Annotated in this window: 19 protein-coding genes; 5 read left to right on the top strand and 14 right to left on the bottom strand. The window is 69.9% G+C overall.

The features are described 5' to 3' along the window. The 5 genes from ACFVRO_RS07370 to ACFVRO_RS07390 all read right to left on the bottom strand — a co-directional run bounded on the left by ACFVRO_RS07370 (position 1) and on the right by ACFVRO_RS07390 (position 5,000). Positions 1-1,026, bottom strand: a complete 1,026-nt coding sequence (locus tag ACFVRO_RS07370) for a hydrolase (protein ID WP_386950902.1) — start codon at positions 1,024-1,026, stop codon at positions 1-3. Beyond that, on the bottom strand, positions 1,026-1,877 hold the full coding sequence (locus ACFVRO_RS07375) for a tryptophan 2,3-dioxygenase (RefSeq protein ID WP_386950904.1): 852 nt from the start codon (positions 1,875-1,877) through the stop codon (positions 1,026-1,028). The genes ACFVRO_RS07370 and ACFVRO_RS07375 overlap by 1 nt, the downstream gene beginning before the upstream one ends. Before the next feature lie 31 nt (positions 1,878-1,908). Further along, positions 1,909-2,127: a hypothetical protein gene (locus ACFVRO_RS07380; RefSeq protein ID WP_386950906.1), complete on the bottom strand. Its 219-nt coding sequence runs from the start codon at positions 2,125-2,127 to the stop codon at positions 1,909-1,911. A 90-nt stretch (positions 2,128-2,217) separates the two neighbouring features. Then, positions 2,218-3,927: an amidase gene (locus ACFVRO_RS07385; protein WP_386950908.1), complete on the bottom strand. Its 1,710-nt coding sequence runs from the start codon at positions 3,925-3,927 to the stop codon at positions 2,218-2,220. Positions 3,928-3,977: 50 nt separating this feature from the next. Further along, on the bottom strand, positions 3,978-5,000 hold the full coding sequence (locus tag ACFVRO_RS07390) for an agmatine/peptidylarginine deiminase (RefSeq protein ID WP_386950910.1): 1,023 nt from the start codon (positions 4,998-5,000) through the stop codon (positions 3,978-3,980). Positions 5,001-5,078: 78 nt separating this feature from the next. On the opposite strand from ACFVRO_RS07390, the gene ACFVRO_RS07395 reads away from it, so the two are divergent. The 4 genes from ACFVRO_RS07395 (at position 5,079) to ACFVRO_RS07410 (ending at position 9,439) form a co-directional block, all read left to right on the top strand. Next, complete coding sequence (locus ACFVRO_RS07395) at positions 5,079-5,675, top strand: TetR/AcrR family transcriptional regulator (RefSeq protein WP_341941316.1); 597 nt, start codon at positions 5,079-5,081, stop codon at positions 5,673-5,675. 46 nt (positions 5,676-5,721) lie between these two features. Continuing rightward, positions 5,722-6,975, top strand: coding sequence for a diaminopimelate decarboxylase (lysA, locus tag ACFVRO_RS07400; protein ID WP_386950913.1), 1,254 nt, complete (start codon positions 5,722-5,724; stop codon positions 6,973-6,975). Between the two features lie 86 nt (positions 6,976-7,061). Continuing rightward, positions 7,062-8,519, top strand: a complete 1,458-nt coding sequence (locus ACFVRO_RS07405; protein WP_386950915.1) for an amino acid permease — start codon at positions 7,062-7,064, stop codon at positions 8,517-8,519. Continuing rightward, entirely contained in the window at positions 8,516-9,439 is a 924-nt protein-coding gene (locus tag ACFVRO_RS07410; protein WP_386950917.1) for a universal stress protein, read from the top strand. Before ACFVRO_RS07405 ends, ACFVRO_RS07410 begins: the two co-directional genes overlap by 4 nt. Positions 9,440-9,657: 218 nt before the next feature. On the opposite strand, the gene ddaH is transcribed toward ACFVRO_RS07410, so the two are convergent. The 6 genes from ddaH to ACFVRO_RS07440 all read right to left on the bottom strand — a co-directional run bounded on the left by ddaH (position 9,658) and on the right by ACFVRO_RS07440 (position 17,418). Then, positions 9,658-10,419, bottom strand: a complete 762-nt coding sequence (ddaH, locus tag ACFVRO_RS07415; RefSeq protein WP_223585897.1) for a dimethylargininase — start codon at positions 10,417-10,419, stop codon at positions 9,658-9,660. Between the two features lie 58 nt (positions 10,420-10,477). After that, on the bottom strand, positions 10,478-11,851 hold the full coding sequence (locus ACFVRO_RS07420) for a pyridoxal phosphate-dependent decarboxylase family protein (protein WP_386950919.1): 1,374 nt from the start codon (positions 11,849-11,851) through the stop codon (positions 10,478-10,480). A 108-nt stretch (positions 11,852-11,959) separates the two neighbouring features. Further along, on the bottom strand, positions 11,960-13,015 hold the full coding sequence (locus tag ACFVRO_RS07425; RefSeq protein WP_386950921.1) for an alpha/beta hydrolase: 1,056 nt from the start codon (positions 13,013-13,015) through the stop codon (positions 11,960-11,962). A 67-nt stretch (positions 13,016-13,082) separates the two neighbouring features. After that, the gene (locus ACFVRO_RS07430) at positions 13,083-13,826 is read right to left on the bottom strand and encodes a siderophore-interacting protein (protein ID WP_386950922.1); all 744 of its coding nucleotides are present in this window, start codon (positions 13,824-13,826) and stop codon (positions 13,083-13,085) included. Further along, the gene (locus ACFVRO_RS07435; protein WP_386950924.1) at positions 13,826-15,571 is read right to left on the bottom strand and encodes an ABC transporter ATP-binding protein; all 1,746 of its coding nucleotides are present in this window, start codon (positions 15,569-15,571) and stop codon (positions 13,826-13,828) included. Before ACFVRO_RS07435 ends, ACFVRO_RS07430 begins: the two co-directional genes overlap by 1 nt. After that, positions 15,568-17,418: an ABC transporter ATP-binding protein gene (locus tag ACFVRO_RS07440; protein WP_386950926.1), complete on the bottom strand. Its 1,851-nt coding sequence runs from the start codon at positions 17,416-17,418 to the stop codon at positions 15,568-15,570. Before ACFVRO_RS07440 ends, ACFVRO_RS07435 begins: the two co-directional genes overlap by 4 nt. Positions 17,419-17,546: 128 nt before the next feature. Between ACFVRO_RS07440 and ACFVRO_RS07445 the strand changes: the two genes are divergently transcribed. Beyond that, positions 17,547-18,233, top strand: a complete 687-nt coding sequence (locus ACFVRO_RS07445; protein ID WP_386950928.1) for a TetR/AcrR family transcriptional regulator — start codon at positions 17,547-17,549, stop codon at positions 18,231-18,233. Position 18,234: 1 nt separating this feature from the next. On the opposite strand, the gene ACFVRO_RS07450 is transcribed toward ACFVRO_RS07445, so the two are convergent. From ACFVRO_RS07450 to ACFVRO_RS07460, 3 genes are all read right to left on the bottom strand, one after another. Further along, entirely contained in the window at positions 18,235-18,786 is a 552-nt protein-coding gene (locus ACFVRO_RS07450) for a cysteine hydrolase family protein (RefSeq protein ID WP_386950929.1), read from the bottom strand. Next, positions 18,783-20,225 (bottom strand): purine-cytosine permease family protein, encoded by a 1,443-nt coding sequence (locus ACFVRO_RS07455; protein WP_386950930.1) that lies wholly within the window; start codon positions 20,223-20,225, stop codon positions 18,783-18,785. Before ACFVRO_RS07455 ends, ACFVRO_RS07450 begins: the two co-directional genes overlap by 4 nt. A gap of 82 nt (positions 20,226-20,307) precedes the next feature. Then, on the bottom strand, positions 20,308-21,588 hold the full coding sequence (locus tag ACFVRO_RS07460) for a M18 family aminopeptidase (RefSeq protein WP_386950933.1): 1,281 nt from the start codon (positions 21,586-21,588) through the stop codon (positions 20,308-20,310). Positions 21,589-21,672 lie beyond the last annotated feature (84 nt).

A 21,672-nucleotide genomic window follows, 5' to 3' on the forward strand; every position in this document is an offset into this window, starting at 1 on the left:
TCACACCTTCAGGGGTCGGGCGTCGATCGGGTCGGAGGTCGGGTGGGGGAGCACGAGCAGCACGGATGCCGGATCGAGCGGATCGACCGGGGCGAGCGCCCGCAGCAGCGCGGGGCCGTCGACGCCCGCCTCGCAGAGCGCGTCGAGTTCGCGCGGGTTCAGGTCGACCGGCGTGGGGCCGTTGCCCATGTCGGTGCCGTACTGCACGGCGCCCCCCGCGGCGTGGAACCGGCGGACGTTGTCGACGGCGATCGCCCGGCCGGCGTCGTCGTGGACGGCGAGGGTGGAGATCCAGGAGACGGATGCCGCCTGCGCGGCGATCTCCGCGTCGGAGAGCCGCTCGGTGAACGGGGCGTGCGCGAGGGAGCGGGCTCCGAGCCGTGCGACGCGCTGCGCCTGGCCTGGTCCTTCCGCATGGGCGACGACGGGGAGTCCGCGCTGCGAGGCTTGTCCGACGATCGTGCGGAAGAGGTCGTCGTCAAGGACCGGCCCCGCGCTGCTGTTGCAGGCAACCTTGATGCGCGTGGCTCCGGCATCCGCCATCTCGGCGACGGCCGCGACGGCATCCTCGGCGGTCGCGATCTCGCGGAAGGATCCCGTCGGAGCCCAGCTCCGGTCGGACGGATACCCTCCGACCGCGGTGAGGAAGGCCCCGGCGTACTCGACGTCGGTCGCGCGTCCGGCGGTCGGTGTTCGCAACTCCTCAAGATCTGCGGACTCCGAGGCCAAACGGCGCGATTCCCCGGGGGCGACGACGATTCTTGAGGAGTTGTGAACGGCGAGCCGGGCGACCACGTCCGGGTTCGCCCCCAGGTCGACCACGCGGCCGAGTCGCGAGCCGTCGAGTCGGGTGTGCTCGACGAGCTGAAGATGCACGTGGTGGTCGGTGAAGCCGCCGACGATCACGCCGTCGAGGCGCGGCAGGTCGGATGCCGGGGAGTCGGAGGCGAGCAGCATCCGGTCGCCGTGGACGGACAGCGTTCCCTCGCGCCATCCCTCTCCGTCGAAGAACGTCGCGGCCCTCATCAGCCGCCGATCTCGGTGCGCACGGTGTACAGCTCGGGGAAGAACGTGAGGTCGAGGGCCCGCTGCAGGAAGCCGACGCCGCTGGAACCGCCGGTGCCGATCTTCATGCCGATCGTGCGGGCCACGGTCTTCAGGTGGCGGAAGCGCCAGAACTGGAAGTTGTCCTCCAGGTCCACGAGGTCTTCGCAGGCCTCGTAGAGATCCCAGTTCTCCTGGTGGTTCTGGTAGATCTCGCGGATCGCCGGGACGAGCGCGGGGGTCTCGCGGTAGGGCAGGCGCACGTCGCGCTCGAGGATCTCGGCCGGCACCGGCAGGCCGCGGCGCGAGGCGTAGCGCAGGAACTCGTCGTACAGGGTGGGCTTCTCCCACTCGGCCGTCAGGAGGGCGAGGTTCGCGGGGTGATCGCGGAAGACGCCGAGCATCTTCCCGTTCTTGTTGCCCAGGGCGAACTCGACCGCGCGGTACTGCACCGACTGGAAGCCGGAGGAGCTGCCGAGCGCGCCGCGGAACTGCGCGTACTCGGTCGGCGTGAGCGTCGCGAGGACCGACCACTGCTGAGTCATCACGTCTTGGATCTTCTTCACCCGCGCGACCCGCTTCAGCGCCTCGCGGAGGTCGTCGCTCGCGAGCAGCTCGCGAGCGGAGGAGAGCTCATGCAGCAGCTGCTTGAGCCAGAGCTCGGTGGTCTGATGCTGGATGATGAACAGCATCTCGTCGTGGTGCTCGGGCACGCTGACCGGATGCTGCGCCGTGAGCAGCTGGTCGAGCGACAGGTACGAGCCGTAGGTCATCCGCCCGGTCAGGTCGGTGACGATGCCCTCTTCGAGTGCGCGCTCATTCTCGGTGCCCATGCCGTTGAAGATATCACTTCTGTGTCGGGCGTCACAATGATGAAATGTCGGGAGGATCCTCGGCTTCGGACTCGGGCGGGGTCTCCCGTTCGCGTCGCGCGCGACGGGTCTCGAAGACGCCGAGCACCACGGCGATGACAAGCCAGACGAGCACGGAGGCCGCGACGAGGAGCAGCACGAGGAAGACTGCCCAGGAGACCGCGCTGCCGAGGAGCCAGAGGATGAACGTTCCGATCCCTCCGTCGTCCATGCGATCAGCGTAGCGCTGTGGGGACGTGCAGGTCCCGGCGCGGAGACCGGGATGCGAGGAGTGCGGGGAGCGCGGGGATGTCGCGCGCGACTAGAGGCGCGGGGTGCGGGGCGGGGGAGTGCGGCGAGAGCCGGGAGCCCCCGTCGCCTCGAACGCGGCGGCCAGCGCCAGCAGGCGGTTGTCGTCGTGGGAGCGCCCGGCGAAGGTGAGCCCGATCGGCATTCCGATGTCGTCCATCAGTCCCATCGGCACAGTCACGGTCGGCACGCCGAGGTGGCGCACCATGAGGTTGCCGTTCGCGATCCAGGTGCCGTTGCGCCAGCCCAGGTCGGCGGATGCCGCGTTCACGTCCATGTCGGCAGGGCCCACGTCGGCGACCGCGGGGAACACGACGGCGTCGAGGTCGAGCCCGTCCATCCACTCCTCGAGGTCGAGTCGCCTGGTCTCCTCCAGTCCGCGCAGGCCGTCGGGGAGCTCGGGCATGTCGAGGAACCCGACACCGGGATTGTCGCGCACCCAGCCGGGGTACTCGGCGATGTCGTCGTCGAACCCCGTGTAGCGGTCGGGCAGGGCGCCCTCGGGGTGCGGGAAGATCGAGGCTCCGTCGACGTCGGCGAGGGTCGACAGTGCCGGGTCGCCGTTGGCCTGCAGGAAGTCCTCCCAGCCCCACGCCGACAGGTCGACGATCTCGCGCTCGAGGTACTCCGGGGTCACCAGGCCGCGGGTCGCGATGGTCGGAGCGCCGGGTCGGTCGCCTTCGTAGTTCGACACCACGGGGAAGTCGACCTCGACCACGGTCGCGCCGGCGGCTTCGAGGTCGCGCCGGGCCGCCTCCCAGCGGGCGATCACGGAGTCTCTGGTTTCGATGCGCTGTCCGGTCGGGCCGCCGATGCCGGGGTTCTCGGCCGTCCCGGCATCCGGGTCGGCGTTGATGTACATGCGCGGGATGCCGATCCGCACGCCGTCGAGAGCGACCGAGCCCGCGAGCGCCGGGTACGACTCCGGCCGGACGGCGGATGCCGCGGGCAGCGGCACCCACGGCTGCGAACGCCAGAAGTCGCCCCGGGTCTCCGCGTCGTCGGCGACGATCACATCGAGCACCTCCAGCAGGTCGGCCATGGTGCGCGCATGCGGCACGACGACGTCCATCGTGGGCACCAGGGGCCAGTTGCCGCGCGTCGAGATCACTCCGCGCGAGGGCGTGTAGGCGCACAGGGCGTTGTTGGTCGCGGGTCCGCGCCCGCTCGACCACGTCTCCTCCCCGAGCCCGAACGCGCCGAAGCTCGCGGCGGTGGCCGTGCCGGAGCCGTTCGAGGAGCCCGAGGCGAACGGGGCGGTGAGGAAGTCGCCGTTGTACGGGCTCTCCGCGCGTCCGTAGACGCCCCGCTGCATGCCGCCGTTCGCCATCGGGGGCATGTTCGTGAGTCCGAGGCAGATCGCCCCACCCCCGCGCAGCCGCTCGATCGTGAACGCGTCGCGCTGCGCCACGAGATCCGCGAACGCCGGGCTGCCCGAGGCCGCGGTGAGCCCCTTCACGAGGTAGCTGTCCTTCGCCGTGTACGGGATGCCGTCGAGCGGCCCGAGCAGGGCCCCCGCCGCCCGCCGAGCGTCGGATGCGGCGGCCTCGGCCGATGCGTCCGGGTTCACGACGACGACGGCGTTCAGCGCGGTCGCCGTGCCGGGGGCGTCGTAGGCGGCGATGCGCGCCCGGTACGCCTCGACGAGTTCCACCGAGGTGGCGGCTCCGGTCTCGAGCGCGCGGCGCAGGTCGGCGATGGAGGCTTCGACGACATCGAACATGAATGCTCCTTGGGGGTGAGGCGTTTCGTCTCGTTCGCTGCTGAGTGCCGTCAGAGGGTCGGCTGCTGCTGAGTGATGCAGTGGATGCCGCCGCCGCGGGCGAACAACGGCCGAGCGTCGACCGTCACCACGGAGCGGCCAGGGTACGCGTCGGCGAGGATCGCGCGGGCGGCGGCGTCAGCCTGCTCGTCGCCGAAGCCGCACGCGATCACGCCGTCGTTCGTGACGAGGTGGTTGACGTAGCTCCAGTCGACGACGCCCTCGTCGTCACTCAGGGTGGAGGGGGCGGGCAGGCCGATGATCTCGAAGCTGCGGCCAGCGGCATCCGTCTGCTGCTCCAGGTGTGCGCGGAGCGCCTGCGAGACGAGGAAGTCGGGATGCTCGGGGTTCTGCTGCTCGTGCAGGAGCAGACGGCCGGGGGAGGCGAGCGTGGCGACGATGTCGACGTGGCCGTTGGTTCCGAAGTCGTCGTAGTCGCGGGTGAGGCCGCGGGGCAGCCACACCGCCTTCGTGGCGCCGATCGTGCGGAGCATCTCTGCTTCAACGCGCTCACGGTCGGCGAAGGGGTTGCGACGGGGGTCGAGCTGCACCGTCTCGGTGAGGAGCACGGTGCCCTCGCCGTCGACGTGGATGCCGCCGCCCTCGTTCACGAGGACGGAGCTGACCAGCTCGGCGCCGACCGCGCCAGCGATGATGCGGGCGTGCTGCGACGCCTTCTGCCACTGCGCCCACTCGGGGGCGCCCCAGCCGTTGAAGATCCAGTCGACGGCGCCGAGGCGGCCGTCGTCCGACACCACGAACGTCGGTCCGGAGTCGCGCATCCAGAACTCGTCGACCGGAGCCTCGACGATCTCGATCGCGCCGCTCAGCATGCGCCGGGCGCGGTCGAGCTCACTCGGGTCGACGAGCATCGACACGGGGGTGAACTCCGACGTGGCGTGCGCGACGGCCGTCCACGTGGCGTACCCCTCCTCGCGCTCCGCTGCGCTCTCGCCGAGCGTGGGGCCCTCGGCGGGGAAGGCCATCCAGATGCGGTCGTGGCGGGCTGTCTCGGCGGGCATTCGCCAGTTCATGGGGTTCTCCTCGCTGGTGGCGGGTGAGCGCGTCATCGCTATTGAACACCCGATCAACGAGTGCTACGGTATCTCCCGATGAGCACCACGTCAAGAGCCGCGGCACCGCGGAGGATGCCGCCGGAGGAGCGCGAGCGGTCGATCCTGCACGGTGCGACCGCGCTCGCATACGAGAGCGGCCTGGAGGCCCTCACGGTGCGCGCGGTGGCGAGCCGCGTCGGCGTGACGCCCGCGCTCATCGCGCACTACCGCCCCGTCATGGACGAGTTCGTCGCCGAGGTCTTCGGAGACATCGTCTCCGCCGAGCGCGACGAGGTGCTCGGCGGCTTCGCCCCCAGCGGCGACCTGAGGGAGAACCTGCAGGCGCTGGTCGAGACGCTGCTCGACCGCACCAGAGACGACGTTGCACTGGTGTGGGTGCAGTCGTGGTCGCTCGGCGCCCGCAACGAGGCCCTCGGCCAGCGGGTGCGCGAGGAGATGGACCTGTGGCAGAGCGGGCTGGAGGACGTGATCCGCGCCTCGGGCCCCGGCGGAGTCGACCCCGCGTCGGCCGCCTGGCTGCTGCTCGCGATGGTCGACGGCATGAGCGCGCACTCGCTCGTCAAGTGGGCCCCGCACGACAGGGCGGAGCTGGCCCGCCGCACCCTGTCGGCCGTGCTCGACCACGCAGACTGATCCGCCGACGCGACGACGCGACGGCCCAGATGACCAGGAGACACCCATGAACGATCCGCTCACCCTCCTCCCCGCGGGGTCCGACGTCGCCGATGGCGTGCTGCGGATCTCCGGATGCCGGGTCGACGACCTCGCGCGCGAGTTCGGCACACCGGCGATCGTCGTGGCCGAGCCCGCCCTGCGCGCACGGGCGAGGGAGTACCGCGAGGAGCTCGTGCGCCGCTGGCCGCGGGCGCGTGTCGTGTTCGCGTCGAAGTCCTTCCCCGCGACGGCCGTGCAGCGCGTCATGGTCGAGGAGGGCCTCGGGCTTGACGTCGCAGGCGGAGGAGAGCTGCGCAGCGCGATGAAGGCCGGAGTCGACCCCGCGCTCGTCGTGCTGCACGGCAACGCGAAGACGACCGAGGAGATCGAGTACGCCGTGGCGCACGGCGTCGGCCTCATCGTGGTCGACAACGAAGACGACGTCGATCGCATCGAGGCGGCCGTTCCGGCGGGCTCTCGCCAGGGAGTCCTGGTGCGCATCGTTCCCGGCGTCGAATCGTCGACGCATCCGCACGTCGCGACGGGACAGGTCGGCTCCAAGTTCGGCCTCACCCCCGAGGCCGCGCAGCCCCTGATCGAGCGACTGCGGCGCAGCGACCGCATCGACCTGCGGGGCGTGCACGCGCACGTCGGCTCGCAGATCCTCGACCCCGCCGAGCTCGCGGCCGCCGTCGAGCCACTTGCCGCGATGGGCGAGTTCGAGGTGTACGACCTCGGCGGAGGGCTCGGCGCCCGCTACACGTACTCCGAGCATCCGGCATCCGTCTCCGAGTACCTCGACGCGCTGATCGGCGCCGCCCGCGCGCACCTCCCCGCCTCCGCCGAGCTCATCATCGAACCGGGCCGGAGCATGGTCAACGCCGCCGCGACGACGCTGTACACGGTCACGACCGTCAAGCGCGATGCGCGCAACTTCGTCGCGATCGACGGCGGCATGGGAGATAACCTCGAGGTCGCGCTGTTCGGGCAGCGCTACGAGGCGGTCCTCGCCGAGCGGATGGGTGAGGAAGCCACCGAAGACGCCGTCGTCGTCGGCCGTCACTGCGAGAGCGGCGACGTGCTGATCGACGGCATCGCCCTGCCGCCGGCCCGAGTGGGAGACCTGCTCGCCGTGCCGGCGACCGGCGCCTATACGCACACCATGGCGAACAACTACAACGGGTACCGACGCCCGCCTGTGGTGTTCGCCGACCACGGCAGCGCACGCGCCGTGGTGCGCCGCGAGACCTGGGACGACCTCTTTGTGAGGGATCTCTGATCGCAGTACTGGTGGAAATCCTCTGACAGGAGGATTCTGTGGAGACGGTCGATGACGACCGTCCCGAGACAGTGGGGAGAACATCCATGTCGTCGTTGAGTCAGCAATTGCTGCGCCGTAAGCCCACCACGCAGGAGATCGCGAGCGAGGAGGGCCTGAAACGCAGTATCGGGCTCTTCGCGCTGACGATGATCGGGGTCGGCGGCACGATCGGCACCGGCATCTTCTACGTGCTCTCCAGCGCCGTCCCGATCGCGGGGCCGGCGGTCATCTGGTCGTTCGTCATCGGCGGCGCCGTCGCCGGTGTCACCGCGCTCTGCTACGCGGAGCTGGCGGGGTCGGTGCCCGTCTCCGGATCGACATACTCCTACGCCTACGCGACGCTCGGCGAGGCTCCGGCGATGGGGGTGGCGGCCTGTCTGCTGCTCGAGTACGGCGTCTCCACGGCCGGCGTCGCGGTCGGCTGGTCGCAGTACGTCAACCAGCTGCTCGACAACCTGTTCGGCTTCCAGATCCCGCCGGAGCTGTCCAACGCCCCGGAGCAGGGCGGCATCATGAACCTGCCCGCGGTGATCGTCATCGCCCTGTGCGCCCTGCTGCTGCTGCGCGGCACCGGGGAGTCCGCCACCATCAACGCGATCATGGTCATGGTCAAGATCGGCGTGCTGGTGTTCTTCGTCGCCGTCGCACTGACCGGCTGGAACGCCGACCACTTCGCGAACTTCGCTCCGGCCGGGCTGCAGGGCGTCATCGCCGGGTCAGGGCTCATCTTCTTCTCGTTCATCGGGTTGGATGCCGTGTCCACGGCCGGCGGCGAGGCCAAGAACCCCAAGCGCAACCTGCCGCTCGCGATCATCATGGCGCTGATCATCGTCGTCGTCGCGTACGTCGTCGTGGCCGTCGCCGCGATCGGAGCCCAGGCGCCCGACAAGTTCGAGGGGCAGACGGCCGGGCTCTCCGTGATCCTGGAGTCGATCATCGGCTCGTCGTGGCCGGGCACCGTGGTCGCGGCGGGAGCCGTGGTCTCGATCTTCAGCGTCACGTTCGTCGTGCTCTACGGTCAGACCCGCATCCTCTTCGCCATGTCGCGGGACGGCATGGTGCCGCCGGTGTTCTCGAAGCTGAACCCGCGCACGCTGGCCCCCGCGCGAAACACCATGATCGTCGCCGCGGTGGTGGGCGTCCTCGCGGCGTTCGTCCCCATCAACTTCCTGCTCGAGATGACCAGCATCGGCACCCTCGTCGCGTTCCTCGTGGTCTCGGTCGCCGTCATCATCCTGCGCCGCCGCGAGCCGAACATCGAGCGGGGCTTCACCCTGCCGCTGCATCCGCTGATCCCTGTGCTGTCGATCCTCGGCTGCATCTGGATCATCACGCAGCTGCGTCCGATCACGATCATCGTGTTCGTGATCTGGACGGCCGCGTTCCTCGTCTACTACTGGTTCTACGGGCGCACGCATTCGACGCTCGGGCGACAGGCCGCGGCCGGCGCCGACATCCCGTTCACCTCGACCGTGCGTCAGGTGGAGGAGGACGAGCGATGAGCATCCTGGTCGCGGTGAGCCCGGGGCACCGCTCGGTCGCGGTGCCGCAGCTGGCGGCGATGCTGGCGCGCTCGGCCGACACCGAGCTCATCGTCGCGGCGGTCCTCCCGCTCACGTGGCCGCCGCTCGCGAGGAACGCCGACGTGGAATGGCGCGACTATCTGCGCGGCTCCGCGGAGATCGTGCTCGATCACGCGGCCTCCGAGCTCGGCGGCGTGAAGGCCACGTTCCTCCAGCACTCGGCGCGCTCCGCCCACCGCGGCATCCTGGAGCTGATCGAGGAGCACGACCCGAGCCTCGTCGTGGTCGGGTCGTCGTCGGGCGGGGCCTTCGGGCACATCACCCTCGGGTCGGTGAACGACGCGCTGCTGCACGCCTCGCCGGTGCCGGTGGCGATCGCGCCGCGCGGATTCAGGGCGAAGCCCACAACCACCGTGCGCCGGGTCACGGCGGCCTACGGGGGCACGGAGGCCGCGAAGGATCTGGTGCTCGGGGCCGCCGGCGTGGCGCAGAGCATCGGGGCCTCGCTGCGGATCGCCTCGTTCGCCGTCGTCCCCGAGGGGAGCGTGACGGCGGGCGTCGGACTCTCCGCCGAACAGGGCATCGCCGATGAGTGGGTGCGGATGATCGATGAGCACACCGCGGAGATCCTGCGCGACGTCTCCGCACTGCCGCGCACGCCCGCCCTCGACGGTGCGGTCGTCGGAGTCGGCGATTCCTGGGCGCGCGCGATGGAAGACGTCGAGTGGGCGGCCGACGACGTGCTCGTGGTGGGGTCCAGCTCGCTCGGACCGATCGCGAGGGTGTTCCTCGGCTCGCACGCGACGAAGGTGGTCAGGCACTCGCCGGTCCCGGTGATCGTCGTGCCTCGCGGCGCGGCGGGGGAGCTCCTGGAAGCGGCGGAGGACCCGGGCGCCTGAGCGCCTGCGTCAGGCGGCGCTGCCGGTCTGCGCCAGAACTCCGGAGATCCTGCCTGCATCGGCGCGGATTGCGCCGCCTCCACCCGGATCGCGACGATTCTCCGGAGTTCTGGCGGTGGACGGACGCCGGGACGGATGCGACGGACGGATGCGACGGACGGATGCGACGGACGGATGCGACGGACGGATGCCGGGACCGCGGTCCCGGCATCCGTTGATCAGTCGCGCACGCGCACCGAGAGGCAGGTGACGCAGCCCTCGAGCTTCTCGAACTCGCTGATCGGCGTCTCGATCACGGTCAGTCCGCGGTCGCGGAACAGCTGGGCGCTCTGCGGTGCCTCGGACGACATGAGCACGGTCGTGTCGTCGAGGACGACGACCGCGGTGCCCTGCTCCTCCAGCACAGGGAGGAACTCGGGGTACACGGAGGCGTCGTCGACGAGCGGCGGGTAGCCGATGATGGTGCCGTCGGGCAGCGCGGTGACCCCGCTCTTGAGGTGGAGCACCTTGGTGACGGGCACGGCGACGACCGTCCAGCCGCGAGGGGTGAGAAGGTCGCGCAGCTGCGCGAAGCCGTCGGCGTTCGAGCGCAGGGTCTGTCCGACGTAGACGGTTGTGCCGACCTTGAGCACGTCTCCGCCGTCGAGCGTGCCCGGGGCCTCGATCGCGACGAAGGGGATGCCGGCGCGCTCCAGAGCCTCGCGCGTGGAGTCGATCTCGCCGCGGCGGGAGTCGGCGCCGGGGCGGCTGAGCACGGCGAGGTCGCCGAACATGATCACGGTGTCCTCGACGAAGACACCGTCGGCGTGCTCGTCGGCGGCGTCGATCTCGATGACGTCCCAGCCGAGTCCGCGGTAGACGTCGACGTACTGCTCCCACTGTCGCTGAGCCAGTTCGGCGTCGACGGGGACGCGCTCGAAGTGGGTGAGCTCGCCTTCGGCGAGACGCGGAGAGGGACGGCGGACGAGAAGGCGTGACATGGCTCAAGAATACCGGCGGCCCGCGTGGGCGAGCCACCGGCGGTCCCGGCGGATCAGGTCACTCCATGGTGTCGAGGATGGCGATGAGGTCCTCGAAGGTGGTCAGCGGATTCACGATCGCGAAGCGCGTGTTGGGTCGTCCGGCATGCGAACTCGGGACGACGAACGCGTACTGGGAGTCGAGCAGCCCGTCCGACCAGCGGGCGTAGTCGTCGCGGTCCCAGCCGTCGCGCTCGAACACGACGACCGTGAGCTGCGGGTCGCGGACGAGCGTGAACCCGGGGCGACGGCGGATCTCCTCGGCGATCCGCTGCGTGAGCGCGAGCGTGCTCGACACCGCGTCACGGTACGCCTGCACCCCGTAGGTGGTCAGCGAGTACCAGAGCGGAAGGCCCCGGGGGCGCCGGGTGAGCTGGATCGCGTAGTCCGAAGGGCTGAAGTCGTCGCTGTCGGTGAGGGTGTCGAGGTACTCGGCGTGCTGCGTGTGCGCTCGACGGCCGGTCTCGGGATCGCGGTAGAGCAGCGCGCAGCAGTCGTACGGGGCGAAGAGCCACTTGTGCGGATCGACGATGGCCGAGTCGGCCCGCTCGACGCCGCGGAAGTGGTGCCGGGCCTCCGGGGCAAGGATGCCGGTGAGGCCGTAGGCGCCGTCGATGTGCAGCCAGAACTCGAACTCGTCCTTCAGCGCGGCGATGCCCTCGATGTCGTCGATGATGCCGAAGTTGGTGGAGCCGGAGGTCGCGACGACCGCGAACACGGCGTCGCCATGCTCGACGAGAGCCTCGCGCACGGACTCCGCGTGCAGCTTGCCGTCGGCGCCCGCGGGTACGGCGATGGTGTCGACGTCCATGACCTTCGCCGCCGACTTGTTCGAGGAGTGCGCCTCGGCGCTGCAGACGAGCTTCCACCGTGGCGGGAGCGGAGTGCCGGCCTCCTCGAGGCGGCGCTTGGCGGCGTCACGCGCGGCGACGAGGGCCGAGAGGTTGCCGATCGTGCCGCCCTGCACGAACACTCCTCCGGCGCCCTCGGGGAAGCCGATCTCGGCCGCGAGGAAGGACAGCACCTCGTTCTCGGCGTACACGGCGCCTGCGCCCTCGAGCCAGCTGCCGCCGTACAGGCCGGATGCCGAGACGACGAGGTCGAAAGCGATCGCCGCCGTCGTCGGGGCGGTCGGGATGAAGGAGAGGTAGCGCGGGTGGCTCGCGGTGAGGCACGCCGGAGCGAGGATGTGTTCGAAGAGCGCGAGCGCGCGGGTGCCGCCGATGCCCTCGTCTGTGATAGTGCGGCCGGCGAGGCGGCGCAGCTCCCCAGGGGGGAAGGGCTTGTCGAGCGGCACGTCCCGTGCCAGCATCCGCCGGCGGGAGTAGTCGAGCACAGCGTCGACGATCGACGCCTGCTCATCGGTCGCCGCGTGCATCCGCGTCGGGTTCATCGGACACTCCTCTTTCGCCCCGCGGCACACCCGCCGAGGCAGGGAAACGCTAACAGAACGGCGGCTCCGTGGCATCCTCCCGCCCTCCTCTCGGGCGCGGGCGAGGGGTCAGCGGGTGGTGTGCGCGTCCAGGAACGCGATCGTCTTCTCCAGCGCGGTCCGCGCGTCGGGCTGATCGAGATGGAACTGGTACTCGTGCGGCAGCTGCGGCTCGTGGGGAGCGGGCCAGAACAGCGTGGTCACATCGACCCCCAGCTCGTCGAGGCGCTTCGCCATCGGGATCGACTGCAGCCAGGTGAGACCGTCGCCGTTGCCGCCGGAGATGTAGGTCGCCGGGAAGTCGGCGGTCACCCAGTCGATGGTCGACATCGTGGCGCCGGTCGAGCCCTCAGCCCAGTCCTTGGCGCCCGAGTACGCCCACATCGACGACTTGAACCCCCAGCCGACGAGGCCGTTGAGCTCGGCGAGGGCGGAGAGGTCGTAGACCCCGCAGTTCAGGACGGTCGCGACCAGCTGATCCGGCCGCAGGGCGGGCGCGAGGCCCATGATCTCGGCGTAGTCGGAGTTCGTGATGAGAGTCGCGAGCTGGCTCGCGAGCTGACCTCCCGCCGAATCCCCGGCGAGCACGATCTGCGTCGGATCGACGCCGAGCTCCTCGGCGTGCGCGTCGATGTACGCCAGCGCCTCGTTCAGCTGCGTGACGGCGAGCGGGTAGACACCCTCCGGGCCGAGCGTGTAGTTCACCGCGATCGTCGTGTACCCCTCGCCGGCGAGGATCCGGAGATAGGGGTCGACGTTCTCCTTCGCGCCCGACACCCAGGCGCCGCCGTGGATCCAGACCACGGTCGGCAGCGGGCCCGAGGCGGATGCCGGTGAGAACACGTCCATCGTGGTGTCCGCGCCGCCGTCTGCGTACGCCACGTCGAGGGTCTCGGTGAGCTTCGTGTCGGGGACGTGCCGGTCCATCTCCGCGGCGGTGTCGTCTCCGCCCTTCGTGAACACCCCCCGGATCACCATCGCCGAGGGCCACGGTGTGATCGATCCGATGATCGCGACGACTGCGGCGACGGCGAGGAGGATGCCGAGAGTGACCTTGGTGCGGCGCCACCGTCGGCGGCGACGCTCCGGTCGTGCGGACTCCTCGACGGGCGCTGCTGTGCTCATGGGACCCCTCCTCCGCACCAGTGTGCCAGTACTCCGAGTGGGTGCCTACGGGGGTCTCCCCGTGGTCTCAGCCGGTCGACTTCCCCTCGATCCAGTAGAACTGGGTGAAGTGACGGCCTCGATCGAGGGTCAGATGATCTCGGAGGACTCCGCGCACGTTCTTGACGAGCGTCTTCTCTCCGGCTGCCCACGCGTAGACGCCGGGCTGCGGAGCGACGGAAGAGCGGATCGCCTCAGCGAGCGCGGCGCCACGGTCCCCGCTCCTCTCCACCCACTCCCAGCTGCCGTTCTCGCGCACGGTCCGCGGCAGGGCATCGCGATCGACGTGCTCCTCCTCCAGGAGCACGCGCGTCTCGACCTCCGGGGGCGCGGCCTGCAGCCAGGTGTTGATCGCAGGCAGTGCAGTGGCGTCCCCCGCGAGGACGAGGGTCGTGGTGCCGTCAGGGATGTCGATGCGCGCCGGGGTGAGTGCGACTTCGAGGCGGTCGCCGACAGCGGCGGTCCTCGCCCAATCCCCGGCGGGCCCCGCCACATCGTGAAGCACGAAGTCGAGGCTGAACGTCGACGTCGCAGCGTCGACCGTCACGAACGTGTACCCGCGTTGAACGACGAAGCCGTCACCCTTGGCCGGGTGCGGCACCCAGAGTCGCAGCCAGAGTGTGGGAAACACGTCGACGGCCCCGACGACGTCCGGGGCGCGGAAGACGATCCGTCGGTACCAGGGGGTGAAGTCGCGGATCTCCACGACCTCGGTCGGATGATTCGCGATGCGCATCAGGCGCATCATCCCGCGCTGCCAGTTGGCGGCCATCAGCGTGCGACCTCCCCGGCGGGCACGAGGTGCCAGCCTGATGCCCGCGAGCGCTCGTTCCAGAAGTCGGCGTAGCGACCGCCGGCGGCGAGAAGTTCGTCATGCGTTCCGCGTTCGACGATGCGTCCCTGATCCAGGAACAGGATCTGATCGGCGTGCTGGATCGTCGAGAGGCGATGCGCGACCACCATGACCGTCTTGTCACGGGTGAGCTCGTGGATGCCGCGCACCACGGCCGCCTCATTCTGCGGGTCGAGAGCACTGGTGGCCTCATCGAGCAGCACGATGGGCGCATCCTTCAGCAGAGCGCGGGCGATCGACACGCGCTGGCGCTCGCCGCCGGACAGAGAGGTGCCGCCCTCGCCGACGTTCGTGTCCCACCCGTCGGGAAGCCGTTCGATGATCTCATCCACTCGGGCGACCTCCGCCGCGCGAGCGAGGTCGGCGGCGGAGGCATCCGCACGCCCGATCCGCACGTTCTCCGCTATCGACTGGTGGAACAGATAGACGTCCTGGAACACGAGGGAGAACTGCTCCATGAGCGTGGTCGAGGAGTACTCCGAGATGGCGTGGCCGCCGACCTCGATCCGTCCGGCTCCGACGTCGTAGAAGCGCGAGGCGAGGCGCAGCAGCGTGGTCTTGCCGCTGCCGCTCGGTCCGACCAGGGCTGTCGTGGTGCCTGCCGGCACGGTGAAGGAGACACCGTCGATCACGGGCTCTCCGGTGTCGTAGGCGAAGCGCACATCGTCGAAGCGCACTCCGGCGTCGGCAGGCTGCACGGGACTGTCCGATTCGGGCAGCGTCGGAGTGTCGAGCAGCTCCGTGATGCGGTCGGCCGCGTTCGCGGCACCGCGCACCGCGGTCGACAACTCGGCAGCCTGGTTCAACGGATCGATGAAGCGCGAGCTCACGGCGATCAGGGCGATCGCGGCCGGCACGGAGAGCGTGCCACCGGAGGCGAACGAGACCACCAGGTAGACGAGCGCGATGAAGGTGAGCTGCACCAGGAACGAGAACACGACGAGACCGGGCACCGAGGCGAACACGAGTCCGCGCCCGACGCGTCGTTGTGCGGTGAGTGCCTTCTGCAGGCCGCGGTTCCCGGTCGTGGCGGCCCCGAAGGCACGCAGCACGGGCTGCGCCTGGGCGAACTCGATCACCCGGGAGTTCGACTCCTCGGCGGCGGTGTGCGCCCTGGTCTCGGCGCGGGAGTAGACGCCCTGACCCCAACGGTTCACGAGATACAGCAGCGGTGCACTCACGACCATGGCGAGCGACACACGGGCGTCGAGGAACAGCATCCCCACAGCGACCCCCGCAGGTACCAGCACACCGGTCAGGAGCGGGGTGAGCAGATGGGCGAACACGCCCATCGCGTCCTTCACGCTGCTGCTGATCAGGCGCGAGACGCGCCCGGCCGTGGCCGATCCGAACCACCCGAGCGGCAGGGTCGCGATGTGGTCGCCGAGCCGCGTCTGCAGCGAGTGCATCATGCCCGTGCCGATGCGCAGACCGAGCACGGACTGCCGGTATCCGCAGAGGAACACCACGACGACGGCAGCGGCGACCCCGGCTGTCCAGCCCCAAGCCGCGCCCAGGTCGCCGCGGAACAGGGCCTCCAGCAACGGCATCAGCAACACGTACGCGGCGGACTGCGCGAGCGCGAACACCACGATCGTGACGAGGTAGAGCGGGATCATCCCGCGGTAGGGATCGGGCACCAGGCGCAGCACCTTGCGGATCATGCGCGCACCTCCAGGTTCTGAGTGGTTCCGGATGCGGCATCCGCGGTCCGTTCGAGCTGGTCGACCTCGGTGAGGGCGCGTTCGTTCGCGGCCCAGAGACGGGAGAAGAGTCCGTCGGCGTTCCGGAGCTCGTCCGGGGCGCCTCGTTCGACGACGCGGCCGCGGTCGAGCACGACGATCTGGTCCACGTCGACGATCGTGTGCAGGCGATGAGCGATCACCAGCACGGTCCGGTCGGCGACGAGCACTGCGAGGGCATCCTGGATCGCCGCCTCGGATTCCGGATCCGCGAAGGCCGTCGCTTCGTCGAGCACGAGCACCGGCGCATCGGCGAGCAGCGCACGCGCGATCGAGAGGCGCTGGGCCTCACCGCCGGAGAGCCGCGCGTCGACGCCGATCTCGGAGTCGTAGCCGCGCGGGAGTTCGAGAATGCGCTCGTGGATCTGCGCCGCTCGGCACACGCGCTCGAGCGCGGCGTCATCCGCATCCGGCCGCGACAGCAGCACGTTCTCGCGCACGCTGCCGGCGATCAGCTGCACATCCTGCAGCACGAACCCGACGGCGCGGTAGAGGTCTGCCGACCGCAGCGAGCGGAGGTCATGGCCGTCCACCGTGATGCGCCCGCCGGTCACGTCGTAGAAGCGCGGGACGAGCCGGGCGAGCGTCGACTTGCCCGATCCGCTCGGTCCGACCAGCGCCGTGATCGTGCCGGGGTGGAGCTCCAGATCGACACCCCGCAGCACGGGGTGACCCTCGCGGTATTCGAACGACACATCCTCGAACCGCACGAGTCCGGAGGTCGGGACAGGTCCATCGGCCGGGTCGACCAGCTCGGGGGTCTCGATCAGGTCGAGCAGTCGGACGGATGCCGACGACGCCTGTCGCAGGGCCTGGAGCCCGTACCCGAACGTGAGCACCGTGCTGCCGATGCCGAGCCCGACGAGGACGAACGGGACCAGGGCGGCGGGCTCCATCGCGCCGCCGCCGATCAGGCCGAGCGCGGCGAGGAGCACGATCAGGAGCACGACGACCGGATTCAGCAGCTGGCTTCCGATCCCCTCCAGGCGGGTGATCGGCCCGACCCAGGCGGTGAAGAAGGTCGCGTAGCCGTCGATCGCCTCCTGGTAGCGGTGGTGTCCCTTGCGCGGCTGCCCGAAGGCGCGCACGACCTGGATGCCGTCGACGAACTCGATGGTGGTCTCGCTGACCCTGCTCTGCCAGGACTCGAAGGTGGTGAGCTTCGCGGCGTAGCCGGAGCCCATGATGCGCGACATCACGAATCCGTAGAGCACGATCGGCACCAGCAGCAGGAGTCCGAGTCGCCAGTCGACGAGCATCAGGTAGACGAAGGTCGCGAGGGGCAGGGTGAGAGCGCTGACGAACTCGAGTCTGGCGTGCGCGACGAGGTAGTGCAGTGCGTCGACGTCGTTCTGCAGGAGCTTCTTGACCTCTCCGGAGCTGCGCTCGGTGAACCAGCCCAGCGGCACGCGCGAGAGCTTCGCGGCGAGCAGCTGGCGCAACGTGAACTGGTGCTCTGCGTCGATCAGGTGAGACCAGAGCATCGCGCCCGACTGCAGTAGGCCGCGCACGCCGAGGATGCCGAGGGCGGTGAGCAGCAGCGTCCACACGCGGCTCCAGTCCGGAGCGGTGGCGAGGAGTTCGCGGCAGACCTCGGCGATCAGGATGAACGGCACGACGGCGCAGAGTGAGGCGACGGCCACGATGACGCTCGCCACCGTGAGGCGGGCGGAGACGGGGCCGAGGACCCGCCGATCCGCGAGTCGCTGTCGTTGTTTCGCGGTGCGACGAACGGCCTTCGCAGCTGCTCGCTCGGCGATGTCTGTCATCAGAGCCTTCCTTTTGCAATCATCTATTGCAAAACAGGTCGAGCGTAGCGCGGTCCACTCGGTTAAGCAAGGTTAGCCTTACCTATATCTACCGCAGTCTCTGCGGGGGCACAGGTACGATGGGGCGGATGTCAGCCCACCCCCGCCGCGGTCGACCTCCCCTCACCTCGCGGGAGGCGATCATCGACGCCGCCCTCGAACTGGGACTGGACAGAGCCACGACGTCGGCCGTGGCGCAGCGTCTCGGAGTCGATCAGTCCACCCTCTATCGGCATATAGACAGTCGCGAGGACATGCTCGATGCTGCGGTCGCAGTGGCAGTCGGGCGCGCCGAATGGCCAGACCCGGGGGCGGACTGGGCCCTCTACCTCCGGGCCTGCGCCGAGACCATGTGGTCCATGTTCTCCACCACGCCGGGACTCGCACAGCGCATCAGGGCGATGCGTACCGTTCCACCCTCTCTGGTGGAGCAGTCCTTCCGTGTCGTCGACCACCTCACCCGTACCCTCGGCTTCTCGCTGCGGGAGGCCGCGCTCATCGTCGACACCATCGGGGACATGACTGCGGACTCGTTTCTCACGATCGAGGCGCTCGACCGCGTCGTCGATGACGGTGCGCGCACCTTCCGGGACGTCGCGCTGGCGAGCATGGAATCGGCCGGTTCGCTCGTGCCCGATGAGCGGATCGCCGCAGAGTACGTCGAGATCATGCGCGATGCGATGGGCGAGCGCGGTCACCCGAGCACGTGGTGGTCGGACAAGGTCGAGCTGGTGATCGACGGGATACGTCTGCGCTTGGAGCGGCGGGCGGGCTGACTCAGCGTCCGGCGAGCACCGATGCCGCGTCGCTGATCGTGATCTGCGGCGGGTACAGCCCCATCACGTGGAGTGCGGCGGTGTGGTTCTCGGCCGTGGAACCCGCGCACGCGTCGGCGGCGACCGTGACGCGCGCCCCGGCATCCGCCGCCGCCAGCGCGGTCGACAGCACGCAGCAGTCGGTCGAGACCCCGGCGAGGACGAAGTGCGCTCCGCGGCCGATGATCGCCTCGATCTCCGGACCCCACTTCCCGAAGGTCGGCAGGTCGAGGGTCGTATGCGGGGACAGGTCCGCGGCATCCGGCACCAGGTCGAACAGCGGATCGGTCGGCGGCTTATCGGCGAAGGGCCAGGCCGCGAAGTACTCGCCCCACGACGTGGAGCGATCGGCCGTCGGCATCCACCTCGTGACGAGCACGCGCTCGCCGAAGGACTCCGCCAGGGCGCGGATGCGCGGCATGACGTCGGCGAAGAACGGCGAGCCCCACGCCGAGTCGGGCGCTGCGAAGATCGCCTGCGGGTCGATCACGACCAGCCAGGCGTCGTCGGTCACGCGCCCTCCTGCTGGCGGATCTTCGCCGCCCGCCCGAACCAGGTCACGAGGAACGACAGCACCAGCGCGAACAGCACGCCGAGGTTCGCATAGCCCCAGTCATCGCGCCAGCCGAACAGGTCGAGGAAGTAGCCCTGCCAGTCGTTCCATCCGGTGTCGGGGATCTGGTTCATGACGAACCCCCAGCCGATCACGGTCGCGACGAGCATCGTGCCGATCGAGAGCCAGTCGAAGGCTCCGTAGCGTCCGCGGCTGTCGAAGAGCGCAGCGTCGTCGTAGTCCTTGCGGCGGCGCAGGATGTCGGCGATCAGGATTCCGGCCCACGACGCCATCGGCACGCCGAGAGTGATGAGGAAGGACTGGAACGGCCCGATGAAGCTCGTGGCGAAGAACACGACGTAGATCGTGCCGGCGGTGAGGATCACGCCGTCGACCGCCGCCGCGGCCGGGCGGGGGATGCGAATGCCGAGGCTCAGCAGGGTGAGGCCGGACGAGTAGATGCCGAGCACGGCGCCGGACACGAGCGTGAGGATCGCGACGATCAGGAAGGGGAACAGCAGCCACGTCGGCAGGAGGGTCGCGAGGGCGCCGATCGGGTCGCCGCCGACCGCGGCGGCGAGGTCGTCGTCGGAGCCCGCGAGCAGGAGCCCGAAGAACACCAGGATGATCGGGGCCACGGAGCCGCCGATCGTGTTCCAGGCGACGATCTGTCCGTCGGATGCCGTGCGCTTCTGGTAGCGCGACCAGTCGGCGGCGATGTTGATCCAGCCGAGTCCGAACCCGGTCATGACCATCACGAGGGCGCCGATCGTCTGCGCGAACGTCCCGTCGGGGCGCGAGAACGCGGTCTCCCAGTTGATCGAGTCGAACGTGAAGATCAGGAACAGCACCGTCATGGCGCCGGTCAGCCAGGTCAGCACCGACTGCAGCCGCATGATCGTGTGGTAGCCGAGCACGGAGGCCCCGACGATCAGGGCGGCCACGGCGACCGTCGCGATGATGCTCACCGCGGTGTCGTCCTCGCCGCTCACCCAGCCGAGCGTGCGCAGGATCGTTCCGGTCGCGAGCACTGCGGTGATGGCGAGCGACGTCTCCCAGCCGATCGACGTCAGCCACGACACGATGCCGGGGAGCTTCTGCCCCTGCACGCCGAAGGCGGCGCGCGAGAGCACCATGGTCGGCGCCGAGCCGCGCTTGCCGGCGATCGCGATGAGCCCGCACAGCAGGAACGACACCACGATCCCGACGATCGACACGACCGTCGCCTGCCACAGCGAGACGCCGAAGCCCAGGATGAAGGATCCGTACGACATCCCGAACACCGACACGTTCGCGGCGAACCAGGGCCAGAAGAGGTCCCGCGGTTTCGCGGTGCGATCCGACTCCGGGATGATCTCGATGCCCGCACGCTCGATCAGCGCGCCCGTGTTCTGCGTCATGACGACATCCTGGCACCGTCGCACCCCGCGTGGGGCGGATGCGCGCGCCGACCTTCCGCCGCGTGCCTTCTCCCACGCAGCGTCAGCCGCGGAAGAAGGCTCCGGCCACCAGGCTCAGGTCGTGCAGATCGGAGACCCCGGCGAGTTCGCGGGCCGAGTGCATCGACAGGATCGGGATGCCGACGTCGACGGTGCGGATGCCGAGGCGGGTCGCCGTGATCGGGCCGATGGTCGAGCCGCACGGCACGTTGTTGTTCGACACGAACTCCTGCGGGCGCACCCCGGCGCTCTCGCACCACGAGCGCCAGGCGGCGGAGCCCACGGCATCCGTCGCGTAGCGCTGGTTCGCGTTGAGCTTGAGGATGGGGCCGGACCCCAGCACCGGGTGCACGACGGGGTCGTGCTTGGCGGCGTAGTTGGGGTGCACCGAGTGCCCCACGTCGCTCGACAGGCACCACGACGAGGCGTAGGCGCGGCGACGTTCGGAGGCGTCGGCGCCGAGACCGGCATACACCCGCTCGAGCACGTCCTCCAGGAAGGGGCCGGCGGCGCCGGAGCGCGATCCGGAGCCGAGCTCCTCGTGGTCGAACGCGGCGAGGACGGCGATGGGGCCCGACTCCGCGTCATGCGTCGCGAGCGCCACGACCCCCGCGTGCACGGAGGCGAGGTCGTCGAGGCGGCCGGATGCGAAGAACGCGCTGTCCTTGCCGAACACGGAGCCGCGGGCGGTGTCGGCGATCACGACGTCGTAGCCGCGGATGTCGGATGCCGCGACACCGGCGGACGCCGCGAGCTCGGCGAGGATGTCGGCCTGCGTCGGGTCGCCGAGGCCCCACACGGGCTGGGTCTGGAACTGCTTGTCGAGCGCGAGGCCGCTGTTGGCCTCACGGTCGAGGTGCACCGCCAGCTGCGGCAGACGCAGCAGCGCTCCGGTGTCGGCGAGCACGACGCTGCCGTCGGCGAGAGCGAGACGGCCGGCGAGGCGCAGCTCCCTGTCGAGCCAGGAGTTCAGCAGCGGGCCGCCGTACACCTCGACAGCGGCCTGCAGCCACCCCGCGGATCCGGTGGTGGGCTGCGGCTTCAGCTTGAAGCCGGGGGAGTCGGTGTGGGCGCCGAGGACATGCGAGGGCGTGGTGGCGACGGCATCCGACGGGACGGTCCAGGCGATGGCCGCACCGTCCCTGACCACGACGAACCGGCCGCCCTGCTGAGCGGGCCAGGGGTCCTCCTCGCGCAACCGGGAGAACCCGGCCGATTCGAGCCGGCGCGCCACCTCCTCGGCTGCGTGGTAGCTCGACGGCGAGGCGGAGACGAAGTCCGCGAGGTCGTCGGCGTGGGCGAGGGCGGATGGAGCGACGGGCATGAGTGGCCTTCCTGCGTGCGTGCACCTCCGATCGTAATCGGGTCTCGATCAGGCAACGGAGCGCGGGGAAAGACTTAAGGAGAG

It is taken from the genome of Microbacterium sp. NPDC057944 (assembly GCF_042887445.1).
Classification (GTDB): domain Bacteria; phylum Actinomycetota; class Actinomycetes; order Actinomycetales; family Microbacteriaceae; genus Microbacterium; species Microbacterium natoriense.